A 15,264-nucleotide genomic window follows, 5' to 3' on the forward strand; every position below is an offset into this window, starting at 1 on the left:
CTCACAGATGGGCGGCGTCGAGCGCGGCCTGGAGGCTGGTCTTGTAGCCCTCGCTGGTGTAGGTGGCGCCGCTCACCAGGTCGATGTTCGCGGACTGCGCCTTCAGCGCTTCCTGGCGCAGGATCGGTGCTGCGCTGGCGCTGATCTCGACGGAGGTGGACGAGCTGTCGGTCAGGTGGATCGCCGTCACCTTGGTGATCTTCTTGCCCAGCAACGAGACCTTCACCTGCACGTTGCCGTACGGAGTCTGGACCACGGCACCGGTGGCGGTGCGCCGGGCCGGTGGCGCGGACGTCGTCGTGCCCGGCTTCTTCGACCCCTTCCGGGCGTGGCGGGTGGGCGGGCCGGCGGCGGGAGGCGCGGAGCTCACGGCACCGCCCGCCGAGCCGGAGGCTCCGGACACGACGTGGACGCCGCCCGCTGCCTGCGGGCCGGAGTGCTGCCCGGCCTGCCAGCTCGAGACGAGGACGACGCCTGCCGCTGCGGCGGTGCCGAGGGCGGTGACGGTTCTCACCAGCTGAACCTTTCGTCGTGGATGTTGAGGCGGGGCACACCCGCCTCGCGCAGGCTGGTGTGGACGAGGTCCATCCAGGCGGCAGGGCCGCACAGGTAGACGTCGCACTGTCGCGGGTCGTGCAGCAGGCGGCGCAGCCGGTCGGCGTCGTCATGCCCGGGCTGGTCGCCGGGGAACCACGACCCGGCCACGGGAGGCCCGGTCAGCAGGTGGAGGGCATGTCCCTCGTCCTCGGTCAGCCGCTCGAGCTCGGCACGGAGGGCGAGCTGGTCCTCGGCGTCGGCGCGGTAGGCGACGGTGATGTCCCCGGGCCTGGTGGCGGGGTCGGCCGCGAGCTCCTCCGCCAGCGCGCGGATGGGGGTGATGCCGATCCCGGCCGCGATGAGGAGCACCCGGCGCCGGGTGCGGCGGGCCGTGGTGAACGCGCCGTACGGCCCCTCGATGAGCACCCTCGTGCCGGGTCGCAGCTTCGCGAGTGCCCGCGAGTGGTCACCGAGGTCCCGCACGGTGAGGCGCAGGTGGTTCTCGCTGGGCATGCTCGACAGCGACCAGGGGTGGGCGAACGCGCGCAGCCCCGGCGCGTTGAACCGCCAGTTGAAGAACTGGCCGGCCCGCGCGTCGAGCTGCTCGAGGTCGCGACCGCGCACCCAGACAGACCAGACACCGGCGGTCTCCTCGACCACGGCCTCGACGCGCAGCCGGTGCCGCAGCGACCGGTAGACGGGCACGAGGACCCGCCACCACACGATGCTGCCGGCGACCAGCACGTACAGCCCGAGCCAGTAGACGCGGACGACGGGGGAGCGGCTCAGGTCGGAGCCGATCGACAGCTGGTGGGGGATCGACAGGGCGACCGCCGCGTATGCCGTGAGGTGCACCAGGTGCCACCGCTCGTATCCCATGGCGCGCACGGCCATCCGGACCGACGTGACCGCGATGACGACCAGCAGCGCCGTCGCCGCGAACGCGGTCAGCATGTCGGGGACGGTGCGGAGCATGACGAAGGGCTCCACCACCGGTGCCAGCCACGCGCTGCGGTGGTCGCGCGCGGCATACCCGAGAACCAGGGTCTCGAGGTGCACCAGGACGAGGGGCACGGTGATGCGGCCGAGCACCCGGTGCGCCTTCAGGGCGCGGTCGGTTCCGTAGACGCGGTCGATCCACGGCACCCGTGCCGCCAGCAGCAGCTGGAGGAGCAGCAGGTCGACGGCGACCAGCCCGGTGGCTCGGCCGATCGCGATGAGACCGGTCGGCCAGCTGCCGGAGACCAGGTCCTTGCTGCCGCCGTCGCGGAAGAACAGCGCCAGGACGAGGACCAGGCTCGCGGCGGCCAGCAGCTCGAGGAGGTCGCCGACCCGTTGCCGCCAGGACAGGTGGCGACGCCCGGCCCGGCGGGGGTCGTGGTGGCGTGCAGGGAGCTGGCGCAGGCGAGCATCGATGGACCGCCTCGAGGACTGCCTCTGCACTGTGGTCATGACGCCATGGTGGCGGGCACATCTCAGAGACTTCTGAGACCGCCGTGCGACGATCGGTGGCGTGAGGGAACGCCCGAGGCTGCTGCTGGTGGAGGACGACGCCAACCTGTCCGGCATGCTCATGGAGCTGTTCGACGAGGAGGGCTACGAGGCCACGCTCGCCCGGGACGGCCAGGAAGGGCTGCACCAGGGTCTCGTCGGCGAGTTCGACCTCATGGTCGTCGACCGGGGTCTGCCGGCCGTCGAGGGTGTCGACCTCGTGGGCCGCCTCCGCTCACGGGGGATCGGCGTCCCCATCCTCGTGCTCACGGCGCGGAACGCGGTGAGCGACCGCGTCGAGGGGCTCGACGCCGGCGCCCAGGACTACCTCGGGAAACCGTTCGACATCGAGGAGCTCCTCGCCCGTCTGCGGGCCCTGGTCCGCCCCGCCTCGGCGCTGGCGGAGGAGCTGCCGATCGGCGCTCGCCGCCGCCTGGTCCTCGCCCAGAACGTTGTCGTCGGCGACGCCCGGACCCCCGACGTGACGCTGTCGCCGCGCGAGGCCGAGCTGCTGGCCACGATGGCGCGCCACCCGCGACGGGTCTTCACCCGGGACGAGCTGCTCGCTCGGGTCTTCGACGGGGCAGGGACGTCGGGGGCAGTGGACACCTACGTCCACTACCTGCGCCGCAAGCTGGGCACCGGTGTCGTGGAGACCGTCCACGGCGTCGGCTACCGGCTGGGGTCGGCGTGAGGTCCGGTCGCGACTCGGCGCTCCTGCGCCGAGCCGCCTGGTCGGTCGCCGCACAGACGGCCGTCGCGGTGGCCCTGGTCGTCGTGGTCGTCGCGTCGGGCGTCGTGCTGCTCTTCGACCGCCAGCAGGCCAACGAGACCAGGGACCTGGTCCGGCGCGCTGCCACCACGGCCGACGACGTCAACGACCCCCCGGAAGAGGTGTGGCTGATCCGCCTCCAGGGCGGCTCGCGAAAGGCCAGCGAGGGAGCTCCCCAGACGGTCGTCGCCTCGCCGCAGCTGGACAGCGCCGCGCCGGGATCCCTGGCCATCGACGCTGCGGACGGCCAGCTGACGGCGTGGGTGGCCGACCGTGACGGTGCTCGCTACGTCGCCGTCTACGACCAGTCCCGGCACCGCGCCGAGGAGCACCGGCTCGAGGTGTCCACCATGGTGGCCGGACTGGTCGGCGTCCTGCTCGCCGGCGCCATCGGGCTGCTCGTCGGGCGGCGAGCGGTCCGGCCACTGGGCGAGGCCATGGAGCTGCAGCGGCGGTTCGTGGCGGACGCCAGCCACGAGCTGCGCACGCCGCTCGCCGTGCTCCACACCCGCGCCCAGATGGTGCGACGGCACCTGCCCCAGGAGGCCTCGCCCCGGTTGCGGGGCGAGGTCGACCAGCTGGTCGGTGACACCGGGTCGCTGGGCGAGGTGGTCTCGGACCTGCTGCTCGCGGCCCAGCTCGAGCATGCCGACGTGCCCTCGAGCGACGTGGACCTGGAGCACGTGGCACGGGAGGTCGTGGCCAGCATGCGCCCGTATGCCGAGGACTCAGGTGTGCGTCTCGAGGTCGACAGAGCGGCGGACGTGCCCGGCGACCTGGTCGTCAGCGGGGCGCCGACGGCGCTCCGCCGCGCGCTGACCGCCTTGGTGGACAACGCGATCGCGCACTCCGAGCGGGGCAAGGTGGTCCGCGTCGTGCTGCACGCCGAGCCGGTGACCGGGTCGGAGGAGGCGGACCCGGAGGGCCCGGTCAGGGTGACCGTCCACGACGAGGGCGAGGGCTTGGACCCCGCGGACGCCAGCATGCTGCGGCAGCGGTTCGCCCGGGGCGCGTCGAGCTCGACGGGTGGGGGTCGTCGCTTCGGGCTCGGCCTGGCCCTCGTCGACGAGGTGGTGCGGACCCATCACGGCCGGCTCGAGATCACGGGCGTCCGCGGGGAAGGCTCGTCCTTCACCATGGTCATCCCCCGTCGGGGCACGAGGGAGCGCCGGTAGCCGGCGCTGCGGACGACGGGGGACTTTGGTCCCAGTCGACCGGCCACCTTGGTCCCTGCCCTGCGCTCCTCTTTTCTGGGACGCTCGCACGGATGCCACTGCGGCGTCGCCCTGCCGTGCGCAGACCAGTGAGAGGACCACCATGAGCAGCAACCCCAGGGCCGCAGCGCCGGGGACGACCGGCGACGCCGACACCCCGGCGGCCACCGAACGGAGGGCGCCGTTGATGCTGGCGCTGGCCACCATCGGCTTCGCCGTGAACTTCTGGGCCTGGGCCCTCCTCAGCCCGCTCGGCCCACGTTTCAAGGAGCTGCTCGACCTCTCCGGCTCGCAGCAGGCGCTGCTGGTGGCCGTGCCCGTCATCGTCGGCTCGGTCGGTCGCATCCCGGTCGGCGCCCTGACCGACCGGTTCGGCGGCCGCGTGATGTTCCCGCTGGTGTCCGTGGCGACGATCGCGCCGGTGCTCTTCCTCGGCCTGTTCGGGCAGGACTCGTACACGGCGCTGCTCGTGGGCGGCTTCTTCCTCGGCATCGCCGGGACCTCGTTCGCCATCGGTGTCCCCTTCGTCAACGCCTGGTACCCGCCGCACCGTCGGGGCTTCGCCATCGGCGTCTTCGGCGCAGGCATGGGTGGCACCGCGATCAGCGCGCTGACCACCGTCAAGCTCGTCAAGGGAGTGGGGGAGCAGGCCCCGTTCCTGATCACGGCCGTCGCGCTCGCGGCATACGCCGTCGTGGCCTGGCTCTTCCTGCGCGACGCCCCCGGTCGCACCGTCCCCACCACGCCGGTGCTCACGCGGATGGCGGCCGCGGCCCGGCTGCCCATCGCCTGGCAGGCTGCCGTGTTGTATGCCGTCGCGTTCGGCGGCTACGTGGCCTTCTCGGTCTACCTGCCCGCCTACCTGAAGACGGCCTACGGGCTCGAGCAGGCCGATGCCGCGAACCGCATGGCGGGCTTCGTCGTGCTGGCCGTGCTGATGCGCCCCGTCGGTGGCTGGCTCTCCGACCGCGTCGGCCCCGTTCCCGTCCTCACTGCGGTCTTCGGGGTGGTCGCCGTGGGTGCGTCGGTGCAGGCCCTCACTCCCGGCCTCGCGCCGCTGGGGACCCTGGCTTTCCTGACCATGGCGGCCGCGCTGGGCGCCGGCAGCGGTGCCACCTTCGCGCTCGTCGCGCGCAACGCCCCGCCGAGCCAGGTCGGCTCGGTCACCGGTCTCGTCGGCGCCGCGGGTGGCCTTGGCGGCTTCGTGCCCCCGCTGGTCATGGGTGCCGTCTACGGCCGCACCGGTTCCTACGGGCTGGGCCTGGCCCTGCTGGCCGCGGTGGCCGTCGGCAGCCTCGTGCTCACGGCCACCGTCGTCCGGTCCACTGGACGACGACGGAGCGCCACCGCACACGCCTGAGGTGTAGGCGGGGCTGGCCCATGGAGGCGGCGCTGCACGAGTAGGCACGGGTGGGGCGGCGGCGCGACGGGTACCCGGGTATTGGGTCAGTGGCCCTTCGTGTGTAAGGCTCTCGTCGACACCGGAGCGCTCCGTGAGATCGGGAGAATCGTGGGAACCGTGAGCATGAGTCTTCCTGCCCCGTCGGCGACCCAGCCATGAGTGCGGAGGCGCCCGTCCGCGCACCCGGGGACGCCGCCGGCAGCGACGCCACCACGTCGGCGGACGCCGCGGGCCTCGTGCACGCCGCCGGCCTCGTGCAGGCTGAGATCGTCCAGGTGGCGGTCCAGCAGGCGGAGATCGAACAGGCCAAGGCGATGGTGGCGCTGATCTTCGCGATCACCCCGTCGGAGGCCGTGGGGCTGCTGACGCTGGCCGTCGACCAGCGCGGCTGGACCCTCGCCAAGGTGGCCCACACCGTGCTGGACCTCTCCCGCCAGCCGCGCGGCGGCGACCTCGACATGGTGCGTCACCGCTTCACGCTGTTCCTCTTCTCGCACATGACGATCGACGCACTGATCGCCCGGGCGGCCGCCCATGGCCTGGCAGAGGGCCCCTGCACCGAACAACCATGAGCCGGATCTTCACCAGCAGCGTCGCGTCGGTGTACCCGCTCTACCTGGCGAAGGTCGAGCGGAAGGGCCGCACGAAGGCCGAGCTGGACCAGGTGATCGAGTGGCTGACCGGGTTCGACGACACGGCCCTGGATGCACACCTTGCCGCGGGCACGACCTTCGAGGACTTCTTCGCCGACGCCCGCCTCAACCCGCCCGCCTCAACCCGCACGCCTCCCTGATCACCGGTGTGGTGTGCGGAGTCAGGGTCGAGGACGTCGACGACCCGCTGATGCAGAAGATCCGCTACCTCGACAAGCTCGTCGACGAGCTCGCGAAGGGCAGGTCGATGGACAAGGTGCTCAGGGCCTGAGCCCCGGCGGTCCTGCTGACGGGAGCCTCCGCCTCGCTCCGGACGTGGCCGCCCCCGCGAACCCGTGGTTGTCTGGGACCTGGAACCACCGCCCGAGTCAGGAGGAGCTGCCCGGTGCACACCGAAGAGGACTTCGACGAGTACAGGGACCGCCACGCCGCCACGGTGGCCCTCCAGGCCAGCCTGCTGGAGAACCCGACGGTGGAGGCCTTCCTCCAGGCGGTGGCTGACCGCGCCGCCGAGCACGTCGGCTCGCACACGGCGTGCAGCGTCACGATCCTCGCCAACGGCGCGTACCAGTGTGCAGCCAGCAGCGAGGACGACGTGCTCAAGGCCGACCTGGTGGAGTACCAGACGCTCTCCGGGCCCTGCGTGGAGGCCGCGAGCAGCGGTGTCGAGTCCGTGGTGCCGGACATGCGCTCGGACACGCGGTGGCCGGAATGGGCGTCGGCCTCCCTTCGGCTGGGGTTCCTGTCGGCGGCGGGAGTGCCGGCCGACACGGGCGACGGTGTGAAGATGGCCCTCGACCTGTACAGCACCGACCTCGAGGCCTTCGGGGCGGCGGAGATGCGCCGGGCCCGGGCCTACGCCGAAGAGGCGGCGCGCACCCTGCGGCTGTGCCGGGCGCTCGCCGAGCAGGCGACGCTCGCCGAGCAGCTCCAGGCGGCCCTGACGTCACGGCCCGTCATCGACCAGGCACTCGGCGTGATCATGGCGCAGAGCCGCGTCTCCGCCGATGAGGCCTTCCAGGTCCTGACCGCCGCGTCGCAGCACCGGAACGTCAAGCTGCGCGAGCTCGCCGGGCAGCTGATCGAGAGCCTGACCGGGCACGCACCGGGCGAGCCACCCGCCTTCCGCACCAGCTAGGTCAGAGGCTGCCGTTCAGCGGCCTCCGAGGTGGTCCACCTGTAGGCCTCGGGTCGCCACCCGGCGAGCACCTTGTCGCGCAGTGTCGCGCCGAGGCGGCGGTAGAACCGCCCGGCCGCATCGTTGTCCGGCTCGAGGCCCCACGTCACGGTGAGCTGGTCGGGCGCGGCATACCCGGCGGCCAGTGCGGCCATCAGCCGGCGGCCGACCCCACCGTCGCGCGCGTGCTCGCGGACGTAGAGGTCGTCGAGCGCCAGGACGTCCTTGTCGCTCCACAGGTGGAGGCGCCGGATCGCGGAGACGTAGCCCACCGCTGCTCCTTCGCGTCTGGCGACGAGGACGATGACGTCCGGCCGGTCGAGCACCTGCGCCCAGCGCTCGGTGGTGACGCTGAGGTGCTGGAGCTGGTCCTCGTGGGCGGCGATCTCGCGCACCATCTCCATGACGGTCTCGGCGTCGTCCGGTCCGACGCGGTGGATCGTCACGTCGGTCCGCGGTCCCGTGGTCGTGCTCATGGCTGTTCTCCTCTTCGTGGGTCTGGCTGGTCTCTTGCTGGCGGTCGTGCTGGTGGCCGTGCCGCGTTCTGAGCAGGGCCGCAGTGGGTGGGTCAGGAGGCGTCGACGGTGAACGGCACGGTGACCACCTCGCCGCTGCCGAGCCGGAACTGGCCCCACACCCGGTAGAGGCCCGGCGTGTGGAAGTCGGCGTGGACGTCGAGGTCGGGCCCGAAGCGCTGGCCGGGCAGGGCGAACACGGGGTTGCCGTCCTCGTCGCGGACGTCGGCGTGCTCGTGCGCGAAGGTCTGGCCGTCGGCCCGCATGACCACCACGTGTCCGGCTGCGGCCAGGTAGGGCCGCAGGTTCGTCACCGGCCGTCCTGTGCGGGCGTCGCGGAACCGGAAGCGGAGGTCGCTCGTGCCTCCGGCGTGCACGTCGCCCTCGAGCGTGACCTCCACGCCGTTCACGACCCGGGTGCGGGGGCTCTCGGTGAGCCGCACTGGCGCAGGGGCGTCGCCGGCCACCCGGACCACCGTCCGATCGTGCAGGTCGCCCATGGCGCCGCGGAGCCGGAACTCGGTGTTGACGACGTAGTCGCCGGCGGTCGGGAACGTCATGGTCGTCGACAGCTCGCCGGGGCGGCCGGTGGGTTCGGGGTGCACGTGGGCGAACGTGCCGAGGTCGGACCGGGTGGCGATGAGGTGCATCCAGACCTCGTGGCTGCGCGAGAGGTCGGTGAGCGGCTGTCCGGTCGCGGCGTCAGCAAGGCGCACGGTGACCGTGACCGGCATACCGGGCTCCGCCGTGGCCGGGACCGAGACGGTGGCCGTGACGCCCTCCTCGGCCACGTCCTTGGCCGCGATGTCGGCCGTCATCATGGTGCTCATGGACGGCCGCATCGGCATGCCGGTGCGCTGGGTCCACGCGAGGACACCATTCATCCCACGCTCGGCGGTGTCGGTGTGGCTGGCCCACGTGAACGTGGCGCCGATGGCCAGGGCCACCACGGCGACGGCTGCGAGGTAGAGGTAGCTCCCGGCCCGCTGGCGCAGCGGCGGGTGCAGGATCTCCTCGGCGCCCGACGGGCGGGCGAAGGTCCGCAGCCGCAGCGCGTTGCTCACGACGCTGACTGAGCTCATCGCCATCGCCGCGGAGGCGAGGACGGGGTCGAGGAGTATGCCGCGGGCGAACCAGAGCGCGCCGGCCGCCACCGGGATGAGCAGGACGTTGTAGGCGAAGGCCCAGCCCAGGCCCTGCTTGATGGTGGTGACGGTGCGGCGGGAGAGGGCGATCGCGGAGACGATGCCGCGCAGGTCGCCGCCGACCAGGGTGATGTCGGAGGCGGCGATGGCGACGTCGGTGCCGCTGCCGACCGCGATGCCGAGGTCGGCCTGCGCGAGGGCGGGAGCGTCGTTGATGCCGTCGCCGCACATCGCGACGACGTGGCCGTCGGCCTGGAGCGCCTGGACCTGCTGGGCCTTCTGCGACGGCAGGACATCGGCGATCACGCGGTCGATGCCGACCTGCCCGGCCACCGCGGTCGCCGTGGCACGGGTGTCGCCGGTGAGCATCCACACCTCGAGGCCGAGGGCGTGGAGCTGGGCGACCGCCTCGGCGGACTCGGGCCGGACCGTGTCGGCGACCGCCAGGAGTCCGGCGAGCGCGTCGTCGACGGCCACGAAGACGGCTGTCTGCCCGTCGGCAGCCGCGGCGTCGGCGGTCGTCTCCAACAGGGCGGTGTCGACAGCCGCGCTCGCCATCAGGGCGCGGTTGCCGACCCGGACCCTTTGCGAGCCGACGGTTGCGTCGATGCCGTGGCCGGGCACCGCCTCGAAGTGGGACGCCTTCGGGAGGTCCAGCCCGCGATCGCGGGCGGCGGCGAGGATGGCCTCGCCGACCGGGTGCTCGCTGCCCGCCTCGGCGGCGGCTACGAGGGCGAGCAGCTCGTCGGCGTCCCACCCGGGGACGGGGGAGAGCAGCGCCAGCGAGGGCCGGCCGGTCGTGATGGTGCCGGTCTTGTCGAGCACCACGGCGGTGAGCCGCTGCGCCTGCTCCAGCGCCTCGCCGTCACCGATGAGGATGCCCTGCTCGGCGGCCTTGCCGGTGCCGACCATGACGGCGGTCGGGGTGGCGAGGCCGAGCGCGCAGGGGCAGGCGATGATCAGCACCGCGATGGTGGTGGTGATCGCCATCGTCATCTTCGTGTCGTCGGGCCCGAACAGCGCCCAGGCGGTGAAGGTCAGCGCCGCCGCGGCGAGGACGGCCGGCACGAACACCGCGGAGACCTTGTCGGCCAGGCGCTGCATCGTCGCCTTGGAGCCCTGGGCGTCCTCGACCAGCCGGACGATCTGCGCCAGCGTCGTGTCGGCGCCGACGGCGGTGACCTCGACGAGCAGCGAGCCGGTGCCGTTCATGGTGGCGCCGATGACGAGGTCGCCCGACTGCTTGGAGACGGGCATGGGCTCGCCGGTGAGCATGGACTCGTCGACGGCGGAACGGCCCTCGATGACGACGCCGTCGAGCGGCACCTTCTCGCCGGGGCGGACGCGGACCGTGTCGCCGACGGCCACCTCCGCCAGGGGGATGTCGCGCTCCTGCCCGTCGACCACGAGCCGGGCGGTGGCGGGTGCGAGGCCGACCAACGCGGTGATCGCAGCGGCGGTCTGCTTCTTGGCGCGTGCCTCCAGCCAGCGGCCGAGCAGGACGAGCGCGATGATCACGAGTGAGGTCTCGAAGTAGACGTGCAGCGGGAGGCCCCAGCGCTCGGCCGCCGCCGGCCACAGCGTCACGAAGGCGCTGTAGGTGTAGGCGATCCCGGTGCCGAGTGCGACCAGGGTGTTCATGTTGGTGGCGCCGTGCCGGGCCGCGGCCCAGGCCGCGGAGTAGAAGGGGCGGCCGGCCCAGAACTGCACGGCGGTGGCGACGACGAGGATCGCCGGCATCAACCAGTCCATCGCGTCGACCGGGAGGGGGAGGTACATGACGGCCATCAGGGCGAGCCCGGTGGTGAGCGCGACCACCCACTTGCGCTTGAGCTCGGCCAGGTGCGCGTCACGGGCGAGTGCCCCCGCGGCGGCGGGGTCCTCTGGAGCCGCAGCGGCGCTGCCGGCCGCGGGCTCCCCGGTCTCTGGGTGGCGGGTCCCGGGGTGCCTGACCGTGCCGGTGTAGCCGGCACGTTCGACCGCGGCGATCAGCTCGGTCGGGTCGACGACCGCGGCGTCGTAGCTCACGCTCGCCACCTCGGTGGCGAGGTTGACCCGGGCCGATGTCACGCCGTCGAGACGGTTCAGGGCCTTCTCGACCCGGCCGACGCACGACGCACAGGTCATGCCGCCGATGTCGAGGGTGCAGGAGACCTCCGAGGTCGGGGTCGAGGTGGTGGTCATGGGTGCTCCTGGCTGGACGTGGCGGGGGTGGGATGTCGGTTCCACGGTGCCGCTCGCGGGCCGGGGCTCGCGCCGGCGGAATCGCCGGGTTGCGCCACCACCGGTGGTGGCGCAACCCGGCAGTCACTCACTGGGTCGTGACGGCGGTCAGCACGTCGAGCCGAGCCGCGCGACGGGCAGGGAGCAGCCCTGCCGCCAGCCCGGCGACGACCGCGACGACCACGACGGCGGCCAGCTGGCCGACGGGGACGTTGAGGACCACCTCCGTGCCGGAGGACAGGCCGGCCAGGGTGGCAGCCGCGAGACCCAGGCCCAGGACGACGCCGACGACCACGGCGACCGCGGCCACGAGCACCGCCTCTGCGCGCACCATCCAGCGCAGCTGACGGCGGGTCATGCCGACTGCCCGCAGGAGCCCGATCTCCCGGGTCCGCTCGACGATGGACAGGGCCAGGGTGTTGGTGATGCCCAGCAGCGCGATGAGCACCGCGAAGCCCAGCAGCACGGTGACCAGGCCCAGGACCTGCTCGACGGCGGCGGCACGCGCCGCGGCGGCCTCGGCCTGGTCGCGGATCTCCGCGTTCGGGAAGTCGGCGACCGCGGCGCTGAGCGCGGACCGTGCTCGGGCCTCATCGACACCCCGGGCGAGGGCGACGTAGACCGTGGCGTCGACGTCCTCGGTGTAGTGCGCGGCGTAGGTGGCCCTCGAGAGCACGTAGCTCGTGGACAGGGCCTGAGCCGTCGTCTCGGACATCACCCCGACGACGGGCAGGTGCTGCTCGCCGTCGCGCGGGAAGGTCATCGCCAGCGTGTCCCCGACCCGCAGCCCCCGCTCGCGAGCGACCTTCTCGGCGACCACGACGCCGCCGCGGTCGAGGGCCGAGAGCCTGCCGCCCGTCATCGTCACCGTGGCGACCCGGGGCAGCGTGGCGGGGTCGACCGCGGTCAGCGCGCTGGTCGTGCCCTTGTCGAGCCAGTGACCGAACCGGACGGCCGACACCGCCTCGACCTCCGGCAGCGCGGCCACCCGGCGCGCCACCTCGGGGGAGAGGCCCCCGAGCATCTCGTCACGGCTGCTCTGCACGAGCAGGTCCGCCGTGACGGCCTCGGTGCCTCCGGCGGTGATCGCCTTCGCGGAGCTGCCGAGCACCGTCACGAAGCTGATGAGCGCCAGGCCGAGGGCGAGCGCGGTGACGGTGGCCGCCGTCCGGCGGGGGTTCCGCACCGCCGACGCCCGGGCCAGCTGCCCCGGCACTCCGGCACGGTCCAGCGGACGGCCGACGGCCTGGGCGAGCCGGGGGGCCACGACAGGGCCGAGCACGACCAGGGCCGTCATCAGCAGGGCGGCACCGACGCCGACGCCTGCGACCGTGCGCAGGAGCGCCGCTGCCACGAGCCCGGCGGCCGCCAGCGCGAGGAGCACCCAGCCACTGACCAGCCGCAGCCGCCCGGGAGCGTGGGGCGCCGGGTCGGAGGCGCGCATCGCCTCGACCGGGGCGACGGTGGCGGCGCGGCGAGCCGGGGCGAGCGAGGCCAGCAGGGTGACGAGCGTGCCCGCACCCACGCTGATGGCGAGGGTCTGCGCGGTGACGGTCAGCGGACCGTCGGGCAGGGCCAGACCGGCGCCCTGCGCGAGCCCGCGGAGCCCGTAGGCGGCTCCCACCCCGAGGGCCGTGCCGCTGAGGGAGCCGGCGAGCCCGACGAGCAGCGCCTCGCCGAACACGGAGGCGAACACCTGCCGTCCCGTGGCGCCTGCCGCACGCAGCAGGGCCAGCTCCCTCGACCGCTGCGCGAGCACGATGCCGAAGGTGTTGGCGATCAGGAAGGCGCCCACGACCAGGCCGGCGGCGGCCAGCGCCAACAGCACGACACGCAGGTACGTGATGCTCTCCTTCGCCGCGTCGGCACTGGCCGCGGCGGCGTCCTGGCCGCTGGTCACGGCATACCGTGCGCCCAATGACGTGGCGAGCCGCGAGCGCAGGTCGGGCACGGAGACGCCGTCGGCGCCCACCACCTCGACCGAGCTGAGGCCCGATCCCAGGCCGAGGAGCGCCTGGGCGGTCGGAAGGTCCACCAGGACCACGGCGCTGTTGGGCAGCCCGTCGGCGTCACCGATCCCGGCGAGGCCGACGACCCGGAGCCTCCGGCTGCCCGTCGCCGAGACGGTCACGGTGTCGCCGAGCGAGAGGTGCTGCGCGCGGGCGGTGGCGGCGTCGAGGACGACCTCGTCGTGGCGCGGGGCGCGGCCGGAGCGCAGCGAGTATGCCGTGAACGGTGCCTCGCCCCAAGAGCTGAGCAGGGTGGGCCCCTTCGGCGCCACCACCTGCCCGCGCACCTGCAGCTGCCCGGCACCGCTGGCGACCCGTCGCACCTGCCCGACGCCGGGCGCGTCGGCGACGCGGTCGGCGACGTCGGCCGGCACGGGGTCGCGCTGCACCTCGACCCCCATCGCAGAGTCGAAGGCGGCGCCGGTGCGCACGGTGAGGTCCACGCCGGCCGCGCTCGTCCGGAACTGCTGGTCGAGCAACCGGCTGCTCGTGTCGGTGAGCACCAGGCTGCCGGCCACGAAGGCCACCCCCAGCGCCACCGCGAGCCAGGTGAGGGCCAGCCGCGAACGGTGCGCGACCGTGTTCGCGAGGGTCAGGCGCCACATGCTGCTCACGCTCCTTCCGGCGCGTCGAGGCGGGCCATGCGGGCCAACACGCTCTCCGCGGTCGGCGCAGCCAGCTCGTCGACGACGCGCCCGTCGCTGAGGAACACCACCTGGTCGGCGTAGGCGGCGGCGACCGGGTCGTGGGTGACCATGACGATCGTCTGGCCCAGCGAGCGGGTGGCATCCCGCAGGAAGGCGAGCACGGCGGCACCGGAACGGGAGTCGAGGTTGCCCGTCGGTTCGTCGGCGAAGACCAGGTCGGGTCGGGCGACCAGCGCCCGGCCGATCGCGACCCGCTGCTGCTGCCCTCCGGACAGCTGAGCCGGACGGTGCTCGAGGCGGCCGCCCAGCCCGAGCATGTCGACGAGCTCGGCGCGCCAGGCGGGGTCGGGTCGCCGGCCCGCCAGGGTCAGGGGCAGGGCAATGTTCTCGGCGGCGGTGAGGGCCGGCACCAGGTTGAAGGCCTGGAACACGAACCCGAGCCGCTCCCGTCGCAGCAGGGTGCGCTCGCGCTCGGAGAGCGTCGTCAGGTCGGTGTTGCCCAGGAGGATCCGTCCCGAGTCGATGTGGTCGAGGCCGGCGAGGGCGTGGACGAGCGTCGACTTGCCTGACCCCGAGGGGCCCATCACGGCGGTGAACCGGCCGCTGGGGATGGTGACGCTGGCGGAGTCGAGCGCGCGGACGGCTGCCTCTCCGCGTCCGTAGGTCTTCACGACGTCGACGGCGCGTGCGGCAGCCGGCGTCGGTGCGGGGGTCTCGTCAGGGCGCGGGGCGGTGAGGGGGGTCGGGGTGGTGGTCGTGGGAGTGGTGGTGGTGGTCGTGGGGGTGGTCATGGTGGCTCCTGGGTGGGGGTGGCCGGGTCAGCGGAGCCCGGTCAGGACGGGCGAGATGGCGTGGCTCGGCTCGGCGGAGGGGGAGTGGCCGGCGGAGCGGCTGACGGCGTGGGTCACGGCGGAGCGGCTGTGTGCCGTCCTGGCGCGGCGCGGCCTGTGGAGGCGGGCGAGCCGGGTGCGGAGCGTGCTCATGGGGAGGTTCCTCTCGTGGTGGACGGGCGTGGTGGACGGGCGTGGTGGCCGGGCAGGGGGATCGCGGTGGGTGGGCGGCGGGCGCTGCCCGCCGCCCACCCGGCGTCAGGGGAGGAGGGCGTAGCCGGCCTCGTCGACGGCGGCGGCGATGTCGGCCCGGTCGACGGGCCGGGTGGCGGTCACCGTGACCGTGCCGGTGGGGAGGTCGACGGTGACGGCCTCCACCCCGGCGACGGCCGAGATCTCCTCCGTGACGGCACGCTGGCAGTGCGAGCAGGTCATGCCGGTGACCGTGAAGGTGGTCGAGCCGACGAAGGTGCGAGGGGTGCTGGACAGCATGGGAGCTCCTGGGAACGAGTCGCTGGTGATGGGTGGTGATGGGTGGTGATGGGTCGTGATGGGTCGTGATGGGTCGTGATGGGTCGTGATGGGTGGTGCGGTGTGGTTCGAGGTTCGCCGGTGGGGTGGTCCGCTCTCGCCGGGAAAACCACCGGGA

The 15,264-nt window shown here is 73.3% G+C and carries 13 protein-coding genes and 1 pseudogene; 6 read left to right on the top strand and 8 right to left on the bottom strand.

Annotated features, from left to right (window positions below):
- Position 1: 1 nt before the first annotated feature.
- Together BMW78_RS04800 and BMW78_RS04805 are read right to left on the bottom strand one after the other, a co-directional pair.
- Positions 2-514 carry an FMN-binding protein gene (locus BMW78_RS04800; protein ID WP_091756961.1) on the bottom strand — a complete coding sequence of 171 codons (513 nt, stop codon included), beginning with the start codon at positions 512-514 and terminating at the stop codon, positions 2-4.
- Positions 511-1,989 carry a ferredoxin reductase family protein gene (locus BMW78_RS04805; protein WP_091756963.1) on the bottom strand — a complete coding sequence of 493 codons (1,479 nt, stop codon included), beginning with the start codon at positions 1,987-1,989 and terminating at the stop codon, positions 511-513. Before BMW78_RS04805 ends, BMW78_RS04800 begins: the two co-directional genes overlap by 4 nt.
- A 61-nt stretch (positions 1,990-2,050) precedes the next feature.
- On the opposite strand from BMW78_RS04805, the gene BMW78_RS04810 reads away from it, so the two are divergent.
- The 6 genes and pseudogenes from BMW78_RS04810 (at position 2,051) to BMW78_RS04835 (ending at position 7,207) form a co-directional block, all read left to right on the top strand.
- Positions 2,051-2,722 (top strand): response regulator transcription factor, encoded by a 672-nt coding sequence (locus BMW78_RS04810; RefSeq protein WP_218144229.1) that lies wholly within the window; start codon positions 2,051-2,053, stop codon positions 2,720-2,722.
- Positions 2,719-3,975, top strand: a complete 1,257-nt coding sequence (locus BMW78_RS04815; protein WP_091756965.1) for a sensor histidine kinase — start codon at positions 2,719-2,721, stop codon at positions 3,973-3,975. The genes BMW78_RS04810 and BMW78_RS04815 overlap by 4 nt, the downstream gene beginning before the upstream one ends.
- A 142-nt stretch (positions 3,976-4,117) precedes the next feature.
- The gene (locus tag BMW78_RS04820) at positions 4,118-5,374 is read left to right on the top strand and encodes a nitrate/nitrite transporter (RefSeq protein WP_091756967.1); all 1,257 of its coding nucleotides are present in this window, start codon (positions 4,118-4,120) and stop codon (positions 5,372-5,374) included.
- Between the two features lie 197 nt (positions 5,375-5,571).
- Positions 5,572-5,988 (top strand): hypothetical protein, encoded by a 417-nt coding sequence (locus tag BMW78_RS04825; protein WP_091756969.1) that lies wholly within the window; start codon positions 5,572-5,574, stop codon positions 5,986-5,988.
- A pseudogene (locus BMW78_RS04830) lies at positions 5,985-6,340 on the top strand (DUF2200 domain-containing protein). Before BMW78_RS04825 ends, BMW78_RS04830 begins: the two are co-directional and overlap by 4 nt.
- A 114-nt stretch (positions 6,341-6,454) precedes the next feature.
- A complete protein-coding gene (locus BMW78_RS04835; RefSeq protein WP_091756971.1) occupies positions 6,455-7,207 on the top strand; it encodes a GAF and ANTAR domain-containing protein in 753 nt (250 codons plus the stop codon).
- Here BMW78_RS04835 and BMW78_RS04840 read toward each other — a convergent pair.
- From BMW78_RS04840 to BMW78_RS04865, 6 genes are all read right to left on the bottom strand, one after another.
- The gene (locus BMW78_RS04840; RefSeq protein WP_091756973.1) at positions 7,204-7,722 is read right to left on the bottom strand and encodes a GNAT family N-acetyltransferase; all 519 of its coding nucleotides are present in this window, start codon (positions 7,720-7,722) and stop codon (positions 7,204-7,206) included. The genes BMW78_RS04835 and BMW78_RS04840 overlap by 4 nt on opposite strands.
- A 92-nt stretch (positions 7,723-7,814) precedes the next feature.
- Positions 7,815-11,090: a heavy metal translocating P-type ATPase gene (locus BMW78_RS04845; RefSeq protein WP_091756975.1), complete on the bottom strand. Its 3,276-nt coding sequence runs from the start codon at positions 11,088-11,090 to the stop codon at positions 7,815-7,817.
- A gap of 127 nt (positions 11,091-11,217) precedes the next feature.
- Positions 11,218-13,743, bottom strand: a complete 2,526-nt coding sequence (locus tag BMW78_RS04850; RefSeq protein WP_143056148.1) for an ABC transporter permease — start codon at positions 13,741-13,743, stop codon at positions 11,218-11,220.
- A 5-nt stretch (positions 13,744-13,748) separates the two neighbouring features.
- Complete coding sequence (locus BMW78_RS04855; RefSeq protein ID WP_091756979.1) at positions 13,749-14,576, bottom strand: ABC transporter ATP-binding protein; 828 nt, start codon at positions 14,574-14,576, stop codon at positions 13,749-13,751.
- A gap of 27 nt (positions 14,577-14,603) precedes the next feature.
- Positions 14,604-14,768 carry a hypothetical protein gene (locus tag BMW78_RS20685; RefSeq protein WP_177180273.1) on the bottom strand — a complete coding sequence of 55 codons (165 nt, stop codon included), beginning with the start codon at positions 14,766-14,768 and terminating at the stop codon, positions 14,604-14,606.
- 105 nt (positions 14,769-14,873) lie between these two features.
- Positions 14,874-15,107 carry a heavy-metal-associated domain-containing protein gene (locus BMW78_RS04865; RefSeq protein ID WP_091756983.1) on the bottom strand — a complete coding sequence of 78 codons (234 nt, stop codon included), beginning with the start codon at positions 15,105-15,107 and terminating at the stop codon, positions 14,874-14,876.
- Positions 15,108-15,264 lie beyond the last annotated feature (157 nt).

The organism is Pedococcus cremeus (assembly GCF_900111375.1).
GTDB classification, from domain to species: domain Bacteria; phylum Actinomycetota; class Actinomycetes; order Actinomycetales; family Dermatophilaceae; genus Pedococcus_A; species Pedococcus_A cremeus.